Source organism: Rhodococcus sp. GXMU-t2271, from assembly GCF_041414735.1.
In the GTDB taxonomy this organism is placed as follows: domain Bacteria; phylum Actinomycetota; class Actinomycetes; order Mycobacteriales; family Mycobacteriaceae; genus Rhodococcus; species Rhodococcus indonesiensis.
Window position 1 is genome coordinate 78,443 of sequence record NZ_JAUIZP010000029.1, and the last position, 22,950, is coordinate 101,392.

The window sequence follows — 22,950 nt, forward strand, 5'->3', positions numbered from 1 at the left end:
CGGTCCGGGTGGCCACCGACAGGACCGCGGCCGAGACGGATCCGGTGGCGCGGATCCTGCCGCTGCTGCCGCTGCCCCACCTCGACCGCGAGTTCGACTATCTGATCCCGCGGGAGTTCGATGCCGAGGCGCGGCCGGGCGTGCGGGTGCGCGTCCGGTTCGCCGGCAGGCTCGTCGACGGCTTCCTGCTGTCCCGCGCGGCGACCAGCGAGCACACCGGCCGGCTCGGCTGGCTCGACCGGGTCGTCTCACCCGAGGTCGTGCTGACCCCGGAGATCGCCGCGCTCGCCGACGCCGTCGCCGCCCGCTACGCCGGCACCCGAGCCGACGTGCTGCGCCTCGCCGTGCCACCGCGGCACGCCCGGGTCGAGGCGGAGGACCCGCCACCCGCCCCGCCCCCCACGGCACCGGAGATCGACCGCACCGCCTGGTCCCGATACCGGCACGGCGAGAACTTCCTCGACGCCCTCGCCGCCGGCCGCGCCCCCCGCGCGGCCTGGCAGGCCCTGCCCGGCGAGGACTGGCCGCGTCGTTTGGCCGAACTCGCGGCGTCGGTCGCCGCCACCGGCCACGCCGCGGTGCTCGTGGTGCCCGACCAGCGCGACCTCGACCGCGTCGTGACGGCCTGCACCGACCTCGCCGGCGCCGACTGCGTCGTCGGGCTCGCCGCCGGGCTCGGTCCGGCCGTGCGCTACCGGCGCTGGCTCGCGGCGTTGCGCGGAACCGCCCGCATCGTCGTCGGCACCCGGGCCGCCGTGTTCGCTCCCACCCCCGCCCTCGGCCTGCTCGTGGTGTGGGACGACGGCGACGACCTGCACTCCGAGCCCCGCGCGCCGTACCCGCACGCCCGAGAGGTGGCGCTGCTGCGGGCGCACGCCACCGGCGCCGCCGTCGTCCTGGCCGGGCACGCCCGCACCGCCGAGACCCAGGCCCTCGTCGACACCGGGTGGGCCCACGACCTCGCCGCCCCCCGCGACGTCGTCCGCGCCCGCGCCCCCAAGATCACCGCCCTCGCCGACAGCGACCAGGCCCTGGCCCGCGACCCCGCCGCGCGTGCCGCCCGGCTGCCGGCCATCGCCTTCGCCGCCGCCCGTGCCGCCCTCGGCGCCGACCGCGGGGTGCTCGTGCAGGTGCCCCGCCGCGGCTACGTGCCCGCGCTCGCGTGCGCCAAATGCCGGACCCCGGCCCGCTGCCGGCACTGCAACGGCCCGCTCGCGTTGCCGCAGGCCGCCGGGCCGGACGGCACCGCGACCCCCGCCTGCCGCTGGTGCGGCATCGCCGACGCCACCCACCGCTGCCACGCGTGCGGTGCCCGCGCCCTGCGCGCCGTCGTCGTCGGCGCCGGGCGGACCGCCGAGGAACTCGGTCGCGCGTTCCCCGGTGTCCCGGTGGTCACCTCCGGTGGGACGGAGGTCAAGGCCACCGCCCCGGCCGGACCCGCGCTCGTCGTGGCCACAGTGGGCGCCGAACCCGTCACCGCCGGGGGGTACGGCGCGGCCCTGCTGCTCGACGGGTGGGCCCTGCTCGGCCGCGCCGACCTGCGGGCCGCCGAGGAAACGATGCGTCGCTGGCTCACCGCGTCGTCGCTGGTGCGGCCCTTCGCCGACGGCGGCCAGGTCGTCGTGGTCGCCGACGCCGGCATCCCCACCGTGCAGGCACTGGTGCGCTGGGACCCGATCGGGCACGCGCAGTCCCAGCTCGCCGAACGCGCCGAGGTCGGCTTCCCGCCCGCGGTGCACATGGCCGCGGTCGACGGCACCGCGGCCGCGGTCGCCGACCTGCTCGCGGCCGCGACGCTCCCACCGGAGGCGGAGGTACTCGGACCGGTGCCGTTGCCGCCGGGGGAGCGGCCGCCGTTCGGGGCCGACGACCCCGAGCCCGACGAGGTGCAGCGCATGGTGATCCGGGTGCCGCGCGGCCGGGGTCTCGCGCTCGGCCGCGCCCTGCGCGAGGCGCAGGCAGCGCGCAGCGCCCGCCGCGCCGAGGGAGCGTTGCGGGTGCAGATCGATCCGCTGCGCGTCGGGTGACGCCCCCCGGCCCCCGGGTCCGCGCGGAGGGACACCCCGGGGGCAGGGCAGGCAAAACCCTCCCGTCACCTGCGGAAAGATGGCATGCCGGCGGGGCGCAACTGTGTCACGATAGGTCACAGGGGTGGGGGTCGATCCTGGTGACGGAGCCCGGCTGCGGGCGAGCCGGAGGGAGGGGCCGTGAACGGGGCACGCAGGATTGCCGGCGCGCTGGCCGGTATCGCGGCGGCCGTCGCGGCCGTCACCGGCGCCGCGACCGTCACCGCCGCACCCGCGCCGGGCTCGTCGGCGTCCGTGCCCGTCGCCCCCGGACCGGTGGCCACCACCCACGCCCAGGCCGCCGGCTACGCCGAGGAACATCCCGGAACGGCGCCGGCGCGATCGAACGACTTCGGGTGCGTACCGTCCCCGGACCATCCACGACCGGTGGTGCTCGCCCACGGCACCGACTCCAACTCCTACTCGGACTGGGCTGCGGTCGCACCGATGCTCGCCGAGGCCGGCTGGTGCGTGTTCGCCCTCGACTACGGCAAGGCCGACGGCGCCGACGAATACGGCACCGGCGACATCCGGGTCAGCGCCGCGCAGCTGGGCGCGTTCGTCGAGCGGGTCCGTGCCGGCACCGGTGCCGGCGAGGTCGACCTGGTCGGCTACTCGCAGGGTGCGACCGTCGCGCGGTACTACGTCAACCGGCTGGGCGGCTCGGCCGTCGTGGAACGCTGGGTGGGTGTGGCCTCACCCAGCTACGGCGGCACCTTCTACGGACTGGGTACCGCGGCTGCCGCCGCGCCCGGTGCCACCGGCGCGGCCGAGGCCTTCCTCTCGGTGGCCCTCGTCCAGCAACTGCAGGGCTCGGAACTGCTCACCGAACTCAACACCCCCGTCGACACCGTTCCCGGCGTCCGGTACACCACCATCGGATCCCGCGTCGACGAGGTCATCCAGCCGGCCACCAACGTCGCGCTGCGCGGGCCCGGGGCGGTCAACCTGACCATCCAGGACCTGTGCCCCCAGGACCAGACCGGCCACTTCAACATGGTGTACGACCCGTTCTCGCTCACCGTGATCCGGCACGCCCTCGACCCCGAACGGTATGCCCTCGGCGAATGCGTCCCGGTGCCGCTCGGCACGGGCATCCCCGAATTGATCATCGAGAGCAACTCCTGACCCGATCCACCCCCGGGAGCGTCCCGGTGCCCCGATCATGGGTATGCAGGCGGTGCGTGCCCGGTCGTCCGGGCCGGTCACGCGGGAGGGAGGTAGCGGTGAACACCCCGTTCCTTCCCGGTCGCGCGGCGCTGCGGGCGCCGCAGCTCGTGCCGCCGCGGCAGTACGCCCGGGTGGCCGCGCGGTGCGGGTATCTCGCTGCGCTGATCGGGACCGTCGTCACCCACGGCATCCCCGCCGACCGCCTGTACCAGGCCGCCTGGATCGTCGCCGGACTGATCGCCTTCGCGATCGACCGGCCGTGGCGCGGGCACCTGCGCGTCGTCGTCGACTGGCTGCCCCTGGTCGCGGCGCTCGTCGTCTACGACCACACCCGCGGCCTCGCCGACGAACTCGGCCTGCCCGTCCGGGTGCACGAACCGGCCGCCGTCGAGAGCTGGCTGTTCGGCGGCACGATCCCGACGGTGTGGCTGCAGGAGCGTCTGCTCGGCGCGGACGGCGAGCGGCCCGGCTGGACGATGATCACCGCGGTCGTCTACACCAGCCACTTCCTCGTACCGTGGCTGCTCGCGGCCCTGCTGTACCTGTACTCGCGGTCGCGCTGGGCCGGATACATGCGACGGGTGCTGCTCCTGTCCTACTTCGGGCTGCTCACCTACATCCTGGTGCCCGCGGCGCCGCCGTGGTACGCCTCCGAGGTGGGCGTCCTGCCGGAAGGAGTCGGCCGGGTCACCGGATTCGGTTTCGGTGTCGTGCCGATCGACGTCGGCACCCGCTGGCTCGAGGCCCAGGGCAACCCGGTCGCCGCGCTGCCGTCGCTGCACTCGGCGTTCGCGCTGCTCGTCACCGTCGCGCTGTGGCCGATCGCGCGGCGCACCTGGATGCGGGCGCTGCTGGTGGCGTTCCCGCTCGCCATGGCCTTCACCCTCGTCTACGGCGGCGAACACTACGTGGTCGACGTGCTGCTCGGCTGGGGCTACGTCGGGCTCGCCGCCCTGGCCGCCCGGGCCTGGGAGACGCGCCGACACGACCGGCGCGCCCCGCAGGTCAGCCCACCTGCTCCAGCGGCATCGCCAACGTCACCCAGTCGTGCAGGCCCCCTCGGTAGTACGCCAGCGCGGACGCCGGATACCCCGCCTCGAGCAGGTCCCGGATCGCCATCGGGGACTGCGGACACTGCGGACCGTTGCAGAACAGAATCGACAGCCGGGACGGATCGAGCCGGTCCCGCAGCTCCGTGATCCGGTCGTGCGGCAGATTGACCGCGCCCGGAATGGACCTGCCCTTGCGCGAGTCCGGAACCCGGGTGTCGACGAGCAGGGCACCGTTCGCCACCAGCTCGGTCAGCTCCAGCTCGCCGACCGTCACCACGCCGGGCGCGCACTGCAGGGGCTGCAGCTCGCCCCACGTCGTGTCGACGAGGACCACGTCCTCCTCCTGCACGGCCGGCCAGGGCACGCCCGCCGGATCCGCCGATCGCGTGCGGACGGAACGCTCCATCCGATCTCGAATCTCTGCCATCGGCTCAGCCTATCGACGCGACGCGGCGGTCGCGCGAGTCGTCGGGCGGGGACCGTCCCGCCGCGTTCGCGGACGGCCGTCACCGTCGGCCGGCGCGGTCCCTAGACTGAGGGCACGTTTCGTCGTCGACATCCGGGAGCAGCATTCGTGAACAGTTCGGTCGGCCCAGCACGGTCCTCGTCCCGGGGCCGGTGCCTCGCCTCTCGCCCCCGGACGGGCCGCTGACGTGCGGCTGGTGTTCGCCGGGACGCCCGAACCGGCCGTACCGTCACTGCGCCGCCTGCTCGAGTCCCCGCGCCACGAGGTGGTCGCGGTGGTGACCCGGCCCGACACCACCGCCGGCCGCGGGCGGCGCACCGTCCGGTCGGCGGTGGGCCGGCTCGCCGACGAACACGGCATCGAGGTGCTCACCCCGGCGCGGCCCCGCGATCCCGACTTCGTCGCCCGGTTGACCGAACTCGCCCCCGACTGCTGCCCGGTCGTCGCCTACGGCGCGCTCATCCCGCAGCCGGTGCTCGACATCCCGAAGTTCGGCTGGGTGAACCTGCACTTCTCGCTGCTGCCCGCCTGGCGTGGTGCCGCGCCCGTCCAAGCCGCACTCGCTGCGGGGGACGAGGTGACCGGCGCGAGCACGTTCCGGCTCGAGGCGGGCCTGGACACCGGCCCGGTCTACGGGGTGGTCACCGAGACGATCCGGCCCGACGACACCGCGGGAGCTCTGCTCGGCCGGCTCGCCGACTCCGGTGCCGCGCTGCTCGAATCCACCCTCGACGGCCTCGAGGACGGGGTGCTCACCGCGGTGCCCCAGCCCCCGGACGGCGTCTCGCACGCCCCGAAGGTCACCGTCGAGTCGGCGCGGGTGAGCTGGGACCGTCCCGCGCACCTCGTCGACCGCCACATCCGGTCGGTCACGCCCGCACCCGGCGCCTGGACGATGATCGGTGACCTGCGCGTGAAGCTCGGCCCCGTGACCGGCACCGACGAGACCCTCGCGCCCGGGCAGATCCTGCCCCGCAAGGACGGTGTCCTGGTCGGCACCGGCAGCACCGCCGTGCGACTCGGGCAGGTCCAGCCGCCCGGTAAGAAGACGATGGCGGCCGCGGACTGGGTTCGCGGCGCCCGCCTCGACCCGGAGGTACGCGCCCAGTGACCGAGTCCCGCCGCCCTGCCCGCCGCTCCCGCCGCGGGCCCGGCGACCGCAACAACAAGCCCCGGCAGGCCCGCCGGCCGTCGCCCGCCGAGGCCGGCCTCGACCCGGCGCGGCTCGCGGCCCGGGACGTGCTGCGCGCGGTCCGGGAGCGCGACGCCTACGCCAACCTGGTGCTGCCGGCGCTGCTGCGCGAGCGGCGACTCGACGGGCGCGACGCCGCCCTGGCCACCGAGCTGACCTACGGCGCCGCCCGCGCCCAGGGCCTGCTCGACGCCGTGATCGCCGCGTGCGCCAACCGGCCCGTCACCGAGATCGACGGGGCGCTGCTGGACACCCTGCGGTTGGGCACCTACCAGCTGCTGCGGACCCGCATCGCCCCGCACGCGGCCGTCGCGACGAGCGTCGACATCGTCCGCGGCGAATTCGGCCACGGCAAGTCCGGATTCGTCAATGCGGTGCTGCGCCGCGTCGCGGAGAAGCCCGAGGAACAATGGGTCGCCGAGCTCGCCCCCGACCCGGCTCGCGACCCGGTGGGACACCTGGCCTTCCGGTATGCGCATCCGGAGTGGATCGCGAAGGCCTTCGCGGTCGCGCTCGGCCCGGACGCCGGGGAGCTCGAGGACGTGCTCGCGGCGGACGACGCCCGGCCGGTGGTGCACCTGGTGGCCCGGCCGGGGGTGATCACCGCGGAGGAACTCGCGCTGGCCACCGGTGGCGAGATCGGACCCTGGTCGCCCTACGCCGTGCACCTCGACGCCGGCGGTGATCCCGGCAAGCTCGACGCCGTGCGCGAGGGCATGGCCGCGGTGCAGGACGAGGGCAGCCAGCTGGTGGCGCGGGCGCTCACCCTCGCCCCGCTGGGCGGACCCGATCGGGGCCGGTGGCTGGACCTGTGTGCCGGTCCCGGCGGCAAGGCCGCGCTGCTCGGCGCGCTCGCGGACATCGACGGCGGCACCGTCGACGCCGTCGAACCGGTCGAGCACCGCGCCGAACTGATCCGCAAGTCCACCCGCGGACTCCCGGTCACGGTGCACGTCGCCGACGGCCGCGAGCCCGGCCTGGAGCCCGGCTACGACCGCATCCTGGTCGACGCGCCGTGCACCGGGCTCGGCGCCCTGCGTCGCCGGCCCGAATCACGGTGGCGCCGCAACCCCGGTGACGTCGCCGAGCTGGTGCGGTTGCAGAAGCAGCTCCTCGCCTCGGCGATCGGGCTGCTGCGGCCGGGCGGGGTGGTGCTGTACGCGACGTGCTCGCCGCACACCTCCGAGACCCTCGCCGTCGTCGCCGACGCCGTCCGGCGGCACAACGTCGAGCAGCTCGACACGCGTGAGCTCGTGCCCGGCGTGCCGCGTCTCGGCGACGGTCCGGCCGTGCAGCTGTGGCCGCACCGGCACGGCACCGACGCGATGTTCATGGCCGCGCTGCGCGCCCCGGCGAGCTGATCGGCGAGGTCGCCGCGCGAACGCCGGGAGAATCGGCCTGCGCTCGGATACGGTCGGACGCGACCCGACCGCTCCCGGCAGGAGGCACGTCGTGCCCGACATCGTCACCTTGACCATGAATCCGGCGCTCGACGTGACCACCTACACCGAGCAGGTGCGGCCCACCAGCAAACTGCGCTGCGAGGCGCCGCGACTGGAGGCCGGCGGCGGGGGGATCAACGTCGCGAAGGTCGCCGGGGTGCTCGGTGTCTCGGCCGGAGCGGTGTACCCGGCCGGCGGTCCGACCGGGGACACGCTCTCGGCGCTGCTGTCCGGCGGCGGTGTCGACAGCCGGCGCATCGACATCGACGGCATGACCCGGGAGTCGTTCACGGCGATCGAGCGCAGCACCGGCCAGGAGTACCGGTTCGTGCTGCCCGGCCCGGAGCTGAGCGTGCGGGATCAGGAACGGTGCCTGGACCTGCTGGTCGAGACCGCCACCGGCGCACGGTACGTCGTCGCCAGCGGCAGCCTGCCGCCGGGCGTGCCGGGCGAGTTCGTCCAGCGCGTGGCCGACGCGGCCACCGATGCCGGTGCCCGCTTCGTCCTCGACTCGTCGGGGGACGCACTGCGCCGCATCAAGTCGGGCGTGCACCTGGTCAAACCGAGCCTGCGAGAGCTGCGCGAATGGGTGGGCCGGGAACTGCGCACCCCGCACGAACAGTCCGCCGCCGCCCACGAACTCGTCGACGCCGGGATCGCCGAGATCGTGGTGGTCTCGCTCGGGCCGGACGGGGCGCTGCTCGTCTCCGCCGACACCACCGCCCGGCTGAAAGCGTTGGACGTACCCGTGCGCAGCGCGGTCGGGGCGGGCGACAGCATGGTCGCCGGACTGGTCGTGGGCCTGCTGCGGGGCCGGCCCCTGCGCGACGCCCTGGCACTGGGCATCGCCGCCGGCTCGGCGGCGCTGCTCACCCCCGGCAGCCAGGTCTGCCGGCGCGAGGACGTCGAACGATTCGACGTCCTCGCGCGTCAGCGGTGACGCCCGGGACGGACGCGGCCGTCAGTGCTCGCGCCGGGCGCGGTCCAGAACGATCCGCTGCTCGGCCCGCGCCACCGTGCGCCGGGTCTGGGCGGCCGCGTCCGGCGTCACCGACACCGACGTGATGCCCCGCCGCACGAGATGCTCGGCGAGCTCGGTGCTGGTGGAGACGGCCTGCCCGCACAGCGACGTGGTCAGGCCGGCCGCCGACGCCCGTTCGATGATGTGGTCGATCGCGTCCAGCACCGCCGGGTCGAGCGTGTCGAACAGGTCCTTGCACACCTCGGAGTCACGGTCGACACCGAGCACGAGCTGGGTCAGGTCGTTGCTGCCGATCGACACCCCGTGGATGCCGAGCTTCGCGTACTCAGGCAACCAGTACACCACCGACGGGACCTCGGCCATGATCCAGCGCAGCATCCGCCGATCGGTGCCGAGCGGGTGCGCGTCGAGCTGGGCCAGGCACTCCTCCAGCTCCCAGCGGGTGCGCACGAACGGAATCATCAGGTGCACGTTGGGATGCTGCGCGCGCACGCGGTGCAGGACGTCGAGGTCGAGCGAGAACAGCTCGGGGTCGCGCACGTAGCGGAAGCAGCCGCGGTACCCGATCATCGGGTTCTCCTCGTCCGGCTCCGTCTCGCCGCCCTTCAGGTTCGCGAACTCGTTGCTGCGCAGGTCGATCGCGCGGTACACCACCGGACGCGGCGCGAAGGCCGCCGCGATCCGCGCGACGCCGTCGGCCATCTTCGACACGTACTCCTCGCGCCGGCCCTGCGCGATCATGTAGGCGGGATGCTCCCCGGCGAGCGCCTCGGTGATCATGAACTCCGCCCGCAGCAGCCCCACCCCGTCGACGTCGGTGTCGGCGACGGCCTGCGCGGCGTCCGGGGTGGCGAGATTGACGTACACCGCCGTCGCGGTGACGGCCGAAGCGGGTGCGGCGGCCGCCGGAGCGGCGGTCTGCGCCGCGGCCGGCCGCTCCGCGCGGACCTCCCCGTCGAACACGACGCCGGCGTCGCCGTCCACGGTGATCAACTGGCCGTCCTGCAGGTCCTGCGTCGCGGTGCGGGCGCCCACGACGACGGGTTTGCCGAGTTCGCGGCCGACGATCGCGGCATGGCAGGTGATGCCGCCGCCGTCGGTGACGATGCCGCCGGCCCGGCGCAGGATCGGCAGCCAGTCGGGCCGCGTCATCGGGGCCACGAGGATCTCCCCGTCGCTCAGGCGCTTGCCGTCGACCAGCTCGTGCAGCACCCGGACCCGCCCGGTCGCCCGGCCGGGACCGGCACCGAGCCCGGTCAGCAGCGGCGCCGCCTGCCCGTTGCCCGACGCCGCCGCGGCGGCAGGCATCCCCAGGGTGGTGATCGGGCGGGTCTGCACGATCCACAGCTCACCCTCGGCGAACGCGAACTCGAGGTCCTGCGGCCGGCCGTAGTGCTGTTCGACACCCGCGGCGAGCCGCGCGACCTTCTCGAGCTGCCCTTCGTCGAGCACGCGGGTCTGCCGCGACGAATCGACCGCGACGCGGCTGTCACCGGCGTCGGTGGACGCGATCTGGAACTCCTGATGCCCGAGATGCACATCGAGCACCGTGAAGCCGTCCTTGGCGACGACGTAGGTGTCGGGCTCGACCTGCCCGCCGACGACGACCTCGCCCAGACCGAGGGCGGCCTCGACGACGATGCGATCGAGCTCACCGGTGCGCGGGTCGGCCGTGAACGCCACCCCCGACGATTCCGAGCGCACCATCACCTGCACCACGACGGCGATGGACGGCTCGTCGGTCACCCCGCGCAGACCCCGGTAGGTCCGGGCGCGTTCGGACCACAACGACGCCCAGCACGCCTGCACGGCACGCACCACCGCGTCGGCGCCGACGATGTTGGTGTACGACTCGTGGATTCCCGCGAACGAGGTGTCCGCGGCGTCCTCGGCGGGCGCGGAGGACCGCACCGCCACCGGCACGTCCACGCCCAGCTTCTCGTAGGCGGCGACGATGTCCGCGCGGATGTCGTCGGGCACCGTGGCCTCGGTCACCAGCGCCGCCAGTTCCGCGGAGGTGCGGATCAGCGTCGCGTCGTCGATGTCGGGGGCCGGAACGGCCTCGGCGCGCAGCCGGTCGCGCACCCCCGCCGCGGCCATCGAATCGAGATAGGCGGCGGTGGTGATCGCGAAGGCAGGCGGCACGGGGAACCCGGCGCGGGTCATCTCCCCGAGGTTCGCGGACTTGCCGCCCACGGTCGGCGCGTCCTCCGCGCCCACGTCGCCGATCGGTCGAACCCACACCGTGTGCGTGGCCATTCTCGCTCCCCACTGCCGCATCGGGCCCAGCGGTTCCGGACCCGCCACCGTCCACTCAAGCATCGCCCAGCACACCGAACCAGAGGCCGAAAGTCATGAAAACCCGCACCGGCCGCGGAGGCACCGTGACGCGCGGCAGAGTCCGCCGCCGGGACCGTTAAACTCGGTGGACGTGGCCCACCCGATGATCGCTCCCTCCATCCTCTCCGCGGACTTCGCCCGGCTCGCCGACGAGGCCGCCGCGGTAGCCGACGCGCACTGGCTGCACGTCGACGTCATGGACGCGCACTTCGTCCCCAACCTGACCCTCGGCCTTCCGGTGGTGCAGTCGTTGCTGAAGGCGACCGACATCCCGCTCGACTGCCACCTGATGATCGAGGATCCGGGTCGCTGGGCGCCGCCCTACGCCGAGGCGGGCGCGCACAACGTCACCTTCCATGCCGAGGCCACCGACAACCCCGTCGCCGTCGCCCGCGACATCCGGGCCGCCGGTGCGCGGGCCGGGCTGAGCGTCAAGCCCGGCACCCCGATCGAGCCGTACCTCGAGATCCTGAAGGAGTTCGACACGCTGCTGGTGATGAGCGTCGAGCCCGGATTCGGCGGTCAGTCGTTCATCCCGGACGTGCTCGACAAGGCCCGCACGATCCGCCGGCTCGTCGACGCCGGCGAGCTGACCCTGCTCGTCGAGATCGACGGGGGCATCAACGCCGACACCATCGAGGCGGCCGCCGAGGCCGGTGTCGACTGCTTCGTCGCCGGGTCGGCCGTGTACGGGGCCGACGACCCGGGCGAGGCGGTGCGCAAGCTGCGCGAACGGGCCGCCCACGCCTCCCCGCATCTGACCCCGGCCCCGTGAGCGGCGCTCCGCGCGGGGCGGCGGTGAGCGGCGCACCGCTCGACGCGGCCCTGCGCCTCGCGCTCGACGCCGGTGAGTCGGTGCGCGGGTCCACCACCCCCAACCCGCCCGTCGGCGCGGTGATCCTCGACGCGGCCGGGCAGGTCGCCGGGGTGGGGGCGACCTGCCCGCCGGGTGGGCCGCACGCCGAGGTCGTGGCGCTGGCCGCGGCGGGGGAGCGGGCCCGCGGCGGCACCGCGGTGGTCACCCTCGAGCCGTGCAACCACACCGGCCGCACCGGGCCGTGCGCGCAGGCGCTGCTGCGTGCCGGTGTCGCCGCCGTCTACTACGCGGTGACCGATCCGAATCCGCCCGCCGCCGGCGGCGCACAGACCCTGCGCGCCGCCGGGGTGAGCGTGCACGGCGGCTTCGGCGCCGACCTCGCCGAGGCGGGCGCGCTGCGTGCCTGGCTGCACCGGCAGCGCACGGGACGTCCCCACGTCACCTGGAAGTTCGCGGCGAGCCTGGACGGGCGCAGCGCCGCGGCCGACGGCACGAGCCGCTGGATCTCCGGCCCGCAGTCGCGCGCCCGCGTGCACGCCGAGCGGGCCCGCCTCGACGCGATCGTCGTCGGCACCGGCACCGTCCTCGCCGACGACCCCTGGTTGACCGCCCGGCAGCCGGACGGCTCGCTCGCCCCGCACCAGCCGCTCCGCGTGGTCGTCGGCCGCAGTGAAATCCCTAGGACTGCAAGGGTTCTCGACGATGCCGCCCCGACCCTGGTGCTGCGCACCCACGATCCCGACGAGGTGCTCGGCGCGCTAGCGGACCGGGCGGACGTGCTGCTCGAGGGCGGCCCGCGCCTGGCCGGGGCGTTCCTCGCCGCGGGCCGGGTCGACCGCGTCCAGGCCTACCTCGCGCCGGTGCTGCTCGGGGCCGGACCGTCCGCCGTACGGGACGCGGGCGTGGGCACGATCGCCGAGGCGCTACGGTTTCGTCGGGAGCGCGTCGAAACCGTCGGCGCCGACGTGTTGCTGACCCTGGTCCCCGACCGGGAGTGAAGGAGCGGGTACGTGTTCACCGGGATCGTGGAGGAGCTGGGGGAGATCGTCGCGCGGGAGGACCTCGCCGACGCGGCGCGGTTCACCGTCCGCGGGCCCGTGGTGACCTCCGACGCCGGCCACGGCGACTCCATCGCCGTCAACGGTGTGTGCCTGACCGTCGTCGACATCCAGGGCGGTGACTCCTTCACCGCCGACGTGATGAAGGAGACCCTCGACCGATCGAGCCTGTCGCAACTCGCGCCCGGCAGCCGCGTCAACCTGGAGCGGGCCGCGGCGCTCAACAGCCGTCTCGGCGGGCACCTGGTCCAGGGTCATGTCGACGGCACCGGCACCGTGCTCTCGCGCACCCCGTCGGAGAACTGGACCGTGGTGCGGATCTCGCTGCCGGCCGACGTGTCCCGGTACGTGGTCCACAAGGGCTCGATCACCGTGGACGGGGTCTCGCTGACCGTCTCCGCGCTCGGCGGGGCGCCCGGTGACGAGTGGTTCGAGATCTCCCTGATCCCGACGACGCTGTCGCTGACCACCCTGGGCAGTGCCGCGCCCGGCACGCTCGTCAACCTCGAGGTCGACGTCATCGCCAAGTATGTGGAGCGGCTGCAGGCCGCCGGCCGCTGAGTCGTACTGTTGAACTCGGCAATCAGTTTGTCCGTACACGAGATTTTGGAGCCCACGCAAGTGACGAGGTTCGACACCATCGAGCGCGCGATCGCCGATATCGCAGCCGGCAAGGCGGTCGTCGTGGTCGACGACGAGGACCGCGAGAACGAGGGCGACCTCATCTTCGCGGCCGAGAAGGCCACCCCCGAACTCGTGGCGTTCATGGTGCGCTACACCTCCGGCTACCTGTGCGTGCCGCTGGCCGGGGAGGACTGCGACCGCCTCGGCCTGCCCCCCATGTACTCGACCAACCAGGACAAGCACGGCACCGCCTACACGGTGACCGTCGACGCCCGCGAAGGGATCGGCACCGGCATCTCCGCCTCGGACCGGGCCACGACGATGCGCCTGCTGGCCGATCCGAACAGCACCGCGCAGGACTTCACCCGCCCCGGGCACGTGGTGCCGCTGCGCGCCAAGGAGGGCGGCGTGCTGCGCCGGCCCGGCCACACCGAGGCCGCCGTCGACCTCGCCCGCATGGCCGACCTGCGTCCGGCCGGGGTGATCTGCGAGATCGTCTCGCAGAAGGACGAGGGCCACATGGCTCAGACCGAGGAACTGCGCGTCTTCGCCGACGAGCACAAGCTGGCCCTGATCTCCATCGCCGACCTGATCGCCTGGCGCCGCAAGCACGAGAAGCACGTCGTGCGCATCGCCGAGGCCCGCATCCCCACCCGGCACGGCGACTTCACCGCCGTCGGCTACCAGAGCGTCTACGACGAGGTCGAGCACGTCGCGCTGGTGCTCGGCGACATCCCCGGCCCCGACGGTGAGGGTGCCGACGTGCTCGTGCGGGTGCACTCGGAGTGCCTGACCGGCGACGTGTTCGGCTCGCTGCGCTGCGACTGCGGTCCGCAGCTCGACGCCGCGCTCGAGATGGTGGCCATGGAGGGCCGCGGCGTGGTGCTGTACATGCGCGGGCACGAGGGCCGCGGCATCGGGCTGATGCACAAGCTGCAGGCCTACCAGCTGCAGGACGCGGGCTCGGACACTGTGGACGCGAATCTGCAGCTCGGCCTGCCCGCCGACGCCCGCGACTACGGCATCGGCGCGCAGATCCTGGTGGACCTGGGTATCTCGTCGATGCGGCTGCTCACCAACAACCCCGCCAAGCGCGTCGGCCTCGACGGCTACGGGCTGCAGATCACCGAGCGGGTGGCGATGCCGCTGCGCGCGAATTCCGAGAACATCACCTACCTGCGCACCAAGCGGGACCGCATGGGCCACGACCTGATCGGCCTCGACGACTACGAGGCGGGGGACGCGTAGATGAGTGGCGAAGGACTACCCGAGCTGCAGCTGTCCGAGGCGGCCGGGTTGCGGCTGGCCATCGTCGCCGGCCGCTGGCACCCCGAGATCTCCGAGGCCCTCGTCGCCGGGGCGCGCCGGGTCGCCGAGCAGGCCGGCGTCACCGATGTCACCGTCGAACGGGTCGCCGGCGCGATCGAGCTGCCGGTCGTCGCCCAGCAGCTGGCCCGCACCCACGACGCGGTCGTCGCCCTCGGCGTCGTGATCCGCGGCGGTACCCCGCACTTCGAGTACGTGTGCGACGCGGTCACCTACGGGCTGACCCGCATCGCCTTGGACGAGGGCACCCCCGTCGGCAACGGCGTCCTGACCACGAACGACGAGCAGCAGGCCCGCGACCGGGCCGGCTTGCCCGGCTCCGTCGAGGACAAGGGCGGGCAGGCGTGCGCCGCCGCCCTCGACACCGCCGTGACCCTGCGGCGGCTGCGCGGGGCCGCGCGGTGACCTCCGCCGCCGACACCGTCTGGGACCTCGAGGTCCGCAGCCGCAAGATGTCCCGGTGGGCGATCGTCGCGGCGGTCCTGCTCATGCTCGGCCACATCGGGGCCGCGCTCGTGCTGCGCGCCGGCGGCGATACCGGCGTGAACCTGCGCCTCGCCGATCAGATCGCCATCGTCTGCGTGGGAGTGGTCGTCTCCGGCGGTGTGCTGCTGCTGACCCGGCCCCGGCTGCGGGCCGGAGCCGCCGGCGTGGCGGTCCGCAACATCCTCGGCGAGAAGATGTTCGGCTGGGAACAGGTGCGAGGCATGAGCTTCCCCCAGGGCAAGCCGTGGCCGAGGCTCGAGCTGCCGCAGGACGAGTACGTGCCCGTCGTCGCGGTACAGGCCCGCGACGGCGAGCACGCCGTCGCGGCGCTGACCGCGTTCCGCAAGCTCGAACAGCGCTACGGCGGCGGTGTCGGCGCAGCCGACTAGCCTGGACCCGTGCCCGACCCCTCGACCTATCGCCCTGCCCCCGGCACCATCCCGCTGGAGCCGGGGGTGTACAAGTTCCGCGACCCGCACGGCCGCGTCGTCTACGTCGGAAAGGCCAAGAGCCTGCGTTCGCGGCTGAACTCGTACTTCGCCGACGTCGCGTCGCTGCACCCGCGGACCCGCCAGATGGTGACCACCGCCGGGTCCGTCGAGTGGACCGTGGTGGGCACCGAGGTCGAGGCGCTCCAGCTCGAGTACAACTGGATCAAGGAGTTCGATCCGCGCTTCAACGTCCGCTACCGCGACGACAAGACCTACCCGATGCTCGCGGTGACGCTGAACGAGGACTACCCGCGGCTGTTCGTCTACCGAGGGCCGCGCCGCAAGGGCGTGCGGTACTTCGGTCCCTACTCCCACGCCTGGGCCATCCGCGAGACCCTGGACCTGCTGCTGCGGGTGTTCCCGGCCCGCACCTGCTCCGCCGGGGTGTTCAAGCGCCACGCGCAGATCGGCCGCCCGTGCCTGCTCGGCTACATCGACAAGTGCTCGGCGCCGTGCGTGGGCCGCGTCGACGCCGACGAGCACCGGCGCATCGTCGAGGACTTCTGCGACTTCCTCGCCGGCCGCACCGACAAACTGGTCCGCGACCTCGAACAGCGCATGCAGGCCGCGGCCGAGGACCTCGACTTCGAGACCGCCGCGCGCCTGCGCGACGACCTCGGGGCGCTGCGCCGGGCCATGGAGAAGCAGGCTGTGGTGCTCGGCGACGGCACCGACGCCGACCTCGTCGCCTTCGCCGGCGACGAACTCGAGGCGGCCGTACAGGTGTTCCACGTGCGCGGCGGCCGCGTGCGCGGACAGCGCGGCTGGGTGGTGGAGAAGTCCGGGGACGTGGTGGACCGGCCCGAGACCGCGTCGGGTGCGCCCGGCGCCGACCCGGAAGTGTCGCTGCTCGTCGAGCAGTTCCTCACCCAGTTCTACGGCGAGGAGGCCGCCCTGTCGGCGGCCGGTGCCGAACCGGCCGGCAGCGCGGTGCCGCGGGAGGTGCTCGTGCCCGCCCTGCCGCCCGACCCGGAGGAGATGAGCCGCTGGCTCGGCACCCTGCGCGGGGGGCCGGTGCGGCTGCGGGTGCCGCAGCGCGGGGACAAGAAGGCCCTCGCCGAGACCGTGCAGCGCAATGCGCACGAGGCGCTGACCCAGCACAAGCTGCGCCGCGCCGGCGACTTCACCGCCCGCTCGGCCGCCCTGCAGGGCATCCAGGAGGCCCTCGACCTGGACTCGGCGCCCCTGCGGATCGAGTGCGTCGACATCAGCCACGTGCAGGGCACCGACGTCGTGGCGTCGCTGGTGGTGTTCGAGGACGGCCTGCCCCGCAAGTCCGACTACCGCCACTACGCCATCCGCGAGGCCGCCGGCGACGGCCGTTCCGACGACGTCGCCTCCATCGCCGAGGTGACCCGGCGCCGGTTCCTGCGGCACAACCGGGACCTCGCCGGGGCCGGCGGTGACCCGGTCGCGGCCCGCAGTGACTCGGTCGCGGCCCGCGGCGGTGACGGCGGTGACGGCGGTGACCTCGCCCCGGAAGCCGCGCTCGACCCGGCCACCGGGCGGCCCCGCCGCTTCGCGTACCCGCCGAACCTGTACGTCGTCGACGGCGGTGCCCCGCAGGTCGCCGCCGCGGCGGAGGTGCTCGACGAACTCGGCGTCACCGACGTCGCCGTGATCGGCCTGGCCAAACGGCTTGAGGAGGTGTGGGTGCCGGGGGAGGACGATCCGGTCATCCTGCCGCGCACCAGCGAATCGCTCTACCTGCTGCAGCGGGTGCGCGACGAGGCGCACCGCTTCGCCATCACCTACCACCGCAGCAAGCGGTCCCGGCGGATGACCGCGTCCGCGCTCGACGGGGTCCGCGGGCTCGGTCAGGCACGGCGCAATGCGCTCGTCGCGCACTTCGGGTCGGTGGCCCGGCTGCGGGACGCGAGCGTGGAGGAGATCACCGAGGTGCCGGGCATCGGCGTTGCCACCGCCCGCGCCGTGCTGGACGCACTGCGCGGCGACGTCCCGGACCCCCGGGCGACGCCGGCGGGTGAGGCTGCGCCGGACACGCCGGTAAGTGATGATGGCACCGTCGGCGTGTCGGGCGGACGAACGGAGACGGAACAGTGACGCAACAGGCAGAGACGGCGCAGCCTCGACCCCGGCCGCAGGGTGACCTCCGCCCGCGGGCCGAGGTCGCCCTGGTCACCGGCCTGTCCGGGGCCGGTCTGAGCACCGCCGCGACGGCACTCGAGGATCTCGGCTGGTTCGTCGCCGAGAATCTGCCGCCGCAACTGGTCACCTCGATGGTCGATCTCGCGGTGCAGGCCGACCCGCCCCTGCAGCGCCTCGCCGTGGTGATGGACGTCCGCAGCCGCCTGTTCACCGGCGACCTCGGCTGGGTCGTCACCGAACTGGCCGCCCGGCCCGTGCGCACCCGCGTGCTGTTCCTCGAGGCCACCGACGAGGTCCTCGTGCGTCGCTTCGAACAGGTCCGGCGCAGCCACCCGCTGCAGGCCGACACCGCCGACCGCACCCTCACCGACGGCATCGCCGCCGAACGCGCCCAGCTCGCCGCGGTCAAGGCGGCCGCCGACCTGGTGGTCGACACCTCGTCGCTGTCCGGCCCGGAACTGCGCCGCAAGATCGACTCCGCGTTCGGGGACGGCGACGCCGACTCGATCCGGGTCACCGTCGAATCCTTCGGGTTCAAGTACGGTCTGCCGATGGACGCGGACGTGGTGTGCGACGTGCGGTTCCTGCCCAACCCGCACTGGGTGCCGGAACTGCGCCCGCACACCGGCCAGGACGACGACGTCCGCGACTACGTGCTGAGCCGGGACGGGGCCCAGGACTACCTGCAGACCTATCATCGGCTGCTCGAACTGACCACGGCCGGTTACCGCCGGGAGGGAAAGCGCTACATGACGATCGCGGTGGGATGCACCGGCGGCAAGCACCGCAGCGTGGCGATGAGCGAGGCCCTCGCCGCGCGCCTGGAAGCCGACCCGACGCTGTCGGTGCACGTCGCGCACCGCGATCTGGGGCGCGAATGACGGGCCCCGGCACCGCGGCCCCCACACCCCGGCCCGGCGGGCAGGCCGCCGCGCCGGCACCGTCGATCGTCGCCCTCGGCGGCGGCCACGGCCTGTACGCCACGCTCAGCGCCGTGCGCCGGCTCAGCGACCGCGTCACCGCCGTCGTCACCGTCGCCGACGACGGGGGTTCCTCCGGCCGGTTGCGCGCCGAACTCGGCGTCATCCCGCCCGGCGACCTGCGCATGGCCCTGGCCGCGCTCGCCGCGGACACCCCCGACATCCACACCTGGACCGAGACGGTGCAGCACCGGTTCGGCGGCACCGGCGCCCTGGCCGGCCACTCGGTCGGCAACCTGATCCTGGCCGGACTGACCGAGGTGCTCGGTGACCCCGTGGCCGCCCTCGACCGCGTCGCCGAGCTACTCCAGGTGCGCGGCCGGGTGCTGCCGATGTCGCCGATCGCGCTCGACATCGAGGCGGACGTGTCCGGCCTCGAATCCGACCCGCGCGCCAGCCGCATCATCCGCGGGCAGGTCGCCGTCGCCACCACCCCCGGCAAGGTGCGGCGCGTGCGGCTGATCCCGGCCGACCCACCGGCATGTCCCGACGCGCTCGACGCGGTGGGCGCCGCCGACCTCGTCGTGCTCGGGCCCGGCTCGTGGTTCTCGAGCGTCATCCCGCACGTGCTCGTCCCCGAGCTGCACGAGGCGCTGGTGGCCGCCCCCGCCCACAAGGTGCTGGTGCTCAATCTCGCCGCCGAACCGGGGGAGACCGCCGGATTCTCCACCGAGCGGCACCTGCACGTGCTGGCCCAGCACGCCCCCGACTTCCGGGTCGACCACGTCGTCGTCGACTCCGCGTCGGTACCCGAAGGACGCGAACGCGAGCACCTGTGCCGAGCCGCCGCCGGATTCGGCGCCCGGGTGGTCTACGCCGACGTCGCCGAGACCGGCACCCACCGACACGATCCCGCCAAACTGGCGGCGGTCCTGGAACGACACGTGCCCGACGCGGCCCGCCCCCGGGATCTCGCGCAGCGGGACGGAAGGGAGATCCCGACGTGGCAATGACAGCGGAGGTCAAGGACGAGCTGAGCCGGCTGGCGGTCACCCGCACCAGCAGCCGCAAGGCCGAGGTGTCCGCCCTCCTGCGCTTCGCCGGCGGACTGCACATCGTCGGCGGCCGCGTCGTCGTGGAGGCCGAGGTGGACCTCGGATCGATCGCCCGCCGGTTGCGCCGCGAGATCTTCGAGCTCTACGGCTACTCGGCGGAGGTGCACGTCCTCGGCGCCGGCGGACTGCGCAAGAGCTCGCGGTACGTGGTGCGCGTCGCCAAGGAGGGCGAGGCCCTCGCCCGCCAGACCGGCCTGCTCGACGTGCGCGGCCGCCCGGTCCGGGGCCTGCCCGCCCCCGTCGTCGGCGGCAGCATCGCCGACGCCGAGGCCGCGTGGCGCGGCGCCTTCCTCGCCCACGGCTCGCTCACCGAGCCGGGCCGCTCCTCCGCCCTCGAAGTCAGCTGCCCCGGCCCCGAGGCGGCGCTCGCGCTCGTCGGCGCCGCCCGCCGCCTCGGCATCGCCGCCAAGGCCCGCGAGGTGCGCGGCGCCGACCGGGTCGTCGTGCGCGACGGCGATGCCATCGGTGCGCTGCTCACCCACATGGGCGCCCAGGACACCCGGCTGACCTGGGAGGAGCGCCGGATGCGGCGCGAAGTCCGCGCCACCGCCAACCGGCTCGCCAACTTCGACGACGCCAACCTGCGCCGCTCCGCGCGCGCCGCCGTGGCCGCGGCCGCCCGCGTCGAACGAGCCCTGGCGATCCTCGGCGACGACGTGCCCGACCACCTCGCCGCGGCGGGCGCCCTGCGCGTCCAGCACCGGCAGGCCTCCCTCGAGGAACTGGGCCAGCTCGCCGACCCCCCGATGACGAAGGACGCCGTCGCCGGACGCATCCGCCGACTGCTGTCCATGGCCGACCGCCGCGCCAAGGATCTCGGCATCCCCGACACCGAATCGGCAGTGACCCCGGAGCTGCTCGACGAGGCCTAGCCGACCGGCCCGGGCCTCCTGCCGCACTCCGCAGGCACCGCAGATAGGGTAGGGGTCACATCGACCGATGAGTCCTGCCGGTGGGCGCCGCTGTCTCCGGCACCGCGGCGGGCAACACTGGCACAACCAGAAGAAATGGGCAAAGGAGCGTAATTGTGACTGTCCGGGTAGGCGTGAACGGCTTCGGTCGTATCGGACGTAATTTCTTCCGGGCTGTCGAGGCGCAGAAGGCGCTCGGCACCACCGACATCGAGATCGTCGCGGTCAACGACCTCACCGACAACGCGACTCTGGCCCACCTGCTCAAGTACGACTCGATCCTCGGCCGGCTGCCGCAGGACGTCAGCCTCGACGGTGAGGACACCATCGTCGTCGGCGACCACCGGATCAAGGCCCTCGAGGTCAAGGAAGGCCCGGCCGCGCTGCCGTGGGGCGACCTGGGCGTCGACGTCGTCGTCGAATCGACGGGCATCTTCACCGACGCGTCGAAGGCGAAGGGTCACCTCGACGCCGGCGCCAAGAAGGTGATCATCTCGGCGCCCGCCAAGGGCGAGGACCTCACCGTCGTGATGGGCGTCAACGACGACAAGTACGACGGCAGCCAGAACATCATCTCCAACGCCTCGTGCACCACCAACTGCCTCGGCCCGATCGCCAAGGTCCTCGACGACAGCTTCGGCATCGTCAAGGGCCTGATGACCACGGTCCACGCCTACACCCAGGACCAGAATCTGCAGGACGGCCCGCACAAGGATCTGCGCCGCGCCCGCGCCGCCGCCCTGAACGTCGTGCCCACCGGCACCGGCGCCGCCAAGGCCATCGGCCTCGTCCTGCCGCAGCTGGTCGGCAAGCTCGACGGCTACGCCCTGCGCGTGCCGATCCCCACCGGCTCGGTCACCGACCTGACCGCCAACCTCGCCACCCCGGCCTCCATCGAGGAGATCAACGCGGCGATGAAGGCGGCCGCCGAGGGCCCGCTCAAGGGCATCCTCAAGTACACCGAGGACGAGATCGTCTCCTCGGACATCGTCACCGACCCGCACTCGTCGATCTACGACGCCGGCCTGACCAAGGTCATCGACGACCAGGTCAAGATCGTCTCCTGGTACGACAACGAGTGGGGCTACTCCAACCGCCTGGTCGACCTCATCGGCCTGGTCTCGAAGTCCCTCTGACCGAACAGGACAGTCGAACAGTGGCAGTTCAGACTCTCGAGGATCTGCTCGCCGCCGGCGTCGAGGGCCGTGGCGTGCTGGTGCGCTCGGACCTCAACGTTCCGCTGGACGGCGCGACGATCACCGACCCCGGTCGCATCGTCGCGTCCGCCCCGACGATCGCCGCGCTCGCCGAGGCGGGCGCGAAGGTCGTCGTCACCGCCCACCTGGGCCGGCCCAAGGGCGAGCCCGATCCGAAGTTCTCCCTCGCGCCGGTCGCGGCGAAACTCGGCGACGTGCTCGGCCGCAACGTCCAGCTCGCCGGCGACGTCGTCGGGCAGGACGCGCTGGCCCGCTCGGAAGGCCTGACCGACGGCGACATCCTCCTGCTCGAGAACATTCGCTTCGATCCGCGCGAAACGAGCAAGGACGAGGCGCAGCGGCAGGCACTGGCCCGCGACCTCGTCGAACTCGTCGGCGACGACGGGGCTTTCGTCTCCGACGGGTTCGGCGTGGTGCACCGCAAGCAGGCATCGGTGTACGACGTGGCGAAGCTGCTCCCGCACTACGCGGGCAACCTCGTCGCCGCCGAAGTCGAGGTGCTCGGCAAGCTCACGAGCGACCCGGAGCGGCCCTACGCGGTGGTGCTCGGCGGCTCGAAGGTCTCGGACAAGCTCGCCGTCATCGAGGCCCTCGCCCCCAAGGTCGACACCCTCGTCATCGGTGGCGGCATGTGCTTCACCTTCCTTGCCGCGCAAGGCATCCCGGTGGGCAACTCGCTACTCGAGGAATCGATGACCGAGACCTGCAAGGACCTGCTCGAGCGGTTCGGCGACGTCATCCACATCCCGCAGGACGTGGTGGTCGCCGACTCGTTCGCCGCCGACGCCGAGGCAAAGACGGTGCCCGCCACCGAGATCCCGGACGGCTGGATGGGCCTGGACATCGGACCCGAGTCGGTGGCCCGGTTCGCCCAGTACCTCACCGGCGCAAAGACCGTGTTCTGGAACGGCCCGATGGGCGTGTTCGAGTTCGAGAAGTTCGCGGCCGGCACCAAGGGGGTCGCCGAGGCGATCGTCGAGGCCACCCGCTCCGGCGCGTTCAGCGTCGTCGGCGGCGGCGACTCGGCCGCGGCCGTGCGTCTGCTCGGCCTGCCCGAGGACGGGTTCTCGCACATCTCCACCGGCGGCGGCGCCTCCCTCGAATACCTCGAGGGCAAGGATCTGCCCGGCATCAGCGCCCTCGACGACACCGCACCGGAGGCCTGA

The 22,950-nt window shown here is 73.5% G+C and carries 19 protein-coding genes and 1 pseudogene; 18 read left to right on the forward strand and 2 right to left on the reverse strand.

Features of this window, described 5'->3' with window-relative positions:
• Positions 1-8 precede the first annotated feature (8 nt).
• The 3 genes from QYS60_RS11520 to QYS60_RS11530 all read left to right on the forward strand — a co-directional run bounded on the left by QYS60_RS11520 (position 9) and on the right by QYS60_RS11530 (position 4,435).
• The gene (locus QYS60_RS11520) at positions 9-2,027 is read left to right on the forward strand and encodes a primosomal protein N' (protein WP_371383215.1); all 2,019 of its coding nucleotides are present in this window, start codon (positions 9-11) and stop codon (positions 2,025-2,027) included.
• Positions 2,028-2,207: 180 nt separating this feature from the next.
• Entirely contained in the window at positions 2,208-3,194 is a 987-nt protein-coding gene (locus tag QYS60_RS11525; RefSeq protein WP_371383216.1) for an esterase/lipase family protein, read from the forward strand.
• 98 nt (positions 3,195-3,292) lie between these two features.
• A complete protein-coding gene (locus QYS60_RS11530; RefSeq protein ID WP_371383217.1) occupies positions 3,293-4,435 on the forward strand; it encodes a phosphatase PAP2 family protein in 1,143 nt (380 codons plus the stop codon).
• Here QYS60_RS11530 and QYS60_RS11535 read toward each other — a convergent pair.
• A pseudogene (locus QYS60_RS11535) lies at positions 4,335-4,715 on the reverse strand (rhodanese-like domain-containing protein); the annotation flags it as partial. The gene QYS60_RS11530 and the pseudogene QYS60_RS11535 overlap by 101 nt on opposite strands.
• A gap of 226 nt (positions 4,716-4,941) precedes the next feature.
• Here QYS60_RS11535 and fmt point away from each other — a divergent pair.
• The 3 genes from fmt (at position 4,942) to QYS60_RS11550 (ending at position 8,328) form a co-directional block, all read left to right on the forward strand.
• Positions 4,942-5,865, forward strand: coding sequence for a methionyl-tRNA formyltransferase (gene fmt / locus QYS60_RS11540; protein ID WP_289380737.1), 924 nt, complete (start codon positions 4,942-4,944; stop codon positions 5,863-5,865).
• Complete coding sequence (locus QYS60_RS11545) at positions 5,862-7,307, forward strand: RsmB/NOP family class I SAM-dependent RNA methyltransferase (protein ID WP_054375289.1); 1,446 nt, start codon at positions 5,862-5,864, stop codon at positions 7,305-7,307. Before fmt ends, QYS60_RS11545 begins: the two co-directional genes overlap by 4 nt.
• A 91-nt stretch (positions 7,308-7,398) precedes the next feature.
• Positions 7,399-8,328, forward strand: coding sequence for a 1-phosphofructokinase family hexose kinase (locus QYS60_RS11550; RefSeq protein WP_003939456.1), 930 nt, complete (start codon positions 7,399-7,401; stop codon positions 8,326-8,328).
• Positions 8,329-8,349: 21 nt separating this feature from the next.
• On the opposite strand, the gene ppsA is transcribed toward QYS60_RS11550, so the two are convergent.
• Positions 8,350-10,629, reverse strand: coding sequence for a phosphoenolpyruvate synthase (gene ppsA / locus QYS60_RS11555; protein ID WP_371383218.1), 2,280 nt, complete (start codon positions 10,627-10,629; stop codon positions 8,350-8,352).
• A 172-nt stretch (positions 10,630-10,801) separates the two neighbouring features.
• On the opposite strand from ppsA, the gene rpe reads away from it, so the two are divergent.
• From rpe to pgk, 12 genes are all read left to right on the forward strand, one after another.
• A complete protein-coding gene (gene rpe, locus QYS60_RS11560) occupies positions 10,802-11,485 on the forward strand; it encodes a ribulose-phosphate 3-epimerase (protein WP_371383219.1) in 684 nt (227 codons plus the stop codon).
• Positions 11,482-12,525 (forward strand): bifunctional diaminohydroxyphosphoribosylaminopyrimidine deaminase/5-amino-6-(5-phosphoribosylamino)uracil reductase RibD, encoded by a 1,044-nt coding sequence (gene ribD / locus QYS60_RS11565; RefSeq protein ID WP_238586346.1) that lies wholly within the window; start codon positions 11,482-11,484, stop codon positions 12,523-12,525. The genes rpe and ribD overlap by 4 nt, the downstream gene beginning before the upstream one ends.
• A 12-nt stretch (positions 12,526-12,537) precedes the next feature.
• Positions 12,538-13,146: a riboflavin synthase gene (locus tag QYS60_RS11570; protein ID WP_003939460.1), complete on the forward strand. Its 609-nt coding sequence runs from the start codon at positions 12,538-12,540 to the stop codon at positions 13,144-13,146.
• Between the two features lie 60 nt (positions 13,147-13,206).
• Positions 13,207-14,457: a bifunctional 3,4-dihydroxy-2-butanone-4-phosphate synthase/GTP cyclohydrolase II gene (locus QYS60_RS11575; RefSeq protein WP_054373451.1), complete on the forward strand. Its 1,251-nt coding sequence runs from the start codon at positions 13,207-13,209 to the stop codon at positions 14,455-14,457.
• Complete coding sequence (ribH, locus tag QYS60_RS11580) at positions 14,458-14,940, forward strand: 6,7-dimethyl-8-ribityllumazine synthase (protein ID WP_289380731.1); 483 nt, start codon at positions 14,458-14,460, stop codon at positions 14,938-14,940.
• Entirely contained in the window at positions 14,937-15,410 is a 474-nt protein-coding gene (locus QYS60_RS11585) for a PH domain-containing protein (RefSeq protein ID WP_371383220.1), read from the forward strand. The genes ribH and QYS60_RS11585 overlap by 4 nt, the downstream gene beginning before the upstream one ends.
• Before the next feature lie 9 nt (positions 15,411-15,419).
• Positions 15,420-17,576, forward strand: coding sequence for an excinuclease ABC subunit UvrC (gene uvrC / locus QYS60_RS11590; RefSeq protein WP_371383221.1), 2,157 nt, complete (start codon positions 15,420-15,422; stop codon positions 17,574-17,576).
• A 71-nt stretch (positions 17,577-17,647) separates the two neighbouring features.
• Complete coding sequence (gene rapZ / locus QYS60_RS11595) at positions 17,648-18,502, forward strand: RNase adapter RapZ (protein ID WP_193788772.1); 855 nt, start codon at positions 17,648-17,650, stop codon at positions 18,500-18,502.
• On the forward strand, positions 18,499-19,554 hold the full coding sequence (gene yvcK, locus QYS60_RS11600; RefSeq protein ID WP_371383222.1) for a uridine diphosphate-N-acetylglucosamine-binding protein YvcK: 1,056 nt from the start codon (positions 18,499-18,501) through the stop codon (positions 19,552-19,554). Before rapZ ends, yvcK begins: the two co-directional genes overlap by 4 nt.
• Positions 19,551-20,528 (forward strand): DNA-binding protein WhiA, encoded by a 978-nt coding sequence (gene whiA, locus QYS60_RS11605; protein WP_193788773.1) that lies wholly within the window; start codon positions 19,551-19,553, stop codon positions 20,526-20,528. The genes yvcK and whiA overlap by 4 nt, the downstream gene beginning before the upstream one ends.
• 155 nt (positions 20,529-20,683) lie before the next feature.
• Entirely contained in the window at positions 20,684-21,703 is a 1,020-nt protein-coding gene (gene gap, locus QYS60_RS11610; RefSeq protein WP_003939468.1) for a type I glyceraldehyde-3-phosphate dehydrogenase, read from the forward strand.
• A 20-nt stretch (positions 21,704-21,723) separates the two neighbouring features.
• Positions 21,724-22,950: a phosphoglycerate kinase gene (gene pgk / locus QYS60_RS11615; protein WP_003939469.1), complete on the forward strand. Its 1,227-nt coding sequence runs from the start codon at positions 21,724-21,726 to the stop codon at positions 22,948-22,950.

Excerpts from the sequence above, each read along its gene's own strand:
- ppsA (WP_371383218.1), bottom strand. The coding sequence starts at position 10,629 with ATGGCCACGCACACGGTGTGGGTTCGACCGATCGGCGACGTGGGCGCG.
- whiA (WP_193788773.1), top strand. The coding sequence starts at position 19,551 with ATGACAGCGGAGGTCAAGGACGAGCTGAGCCGGCTGGCGGTCACCCGC.
- ribH (WP_289380731.1), top strand. The coding sequence starts at position 14,458 with ATGAGTGGCGAAGGACTACCCGAGCTGCAGCTGTCCGAGGCGGCCGGG.
- yvcK (WP_371383222.1), top strand. The coding sequence starts at position 18,499 with ATGACGGGCCCCGGCACCGCGGCCCCCACACCCCGGCCCGGCGGGCAG.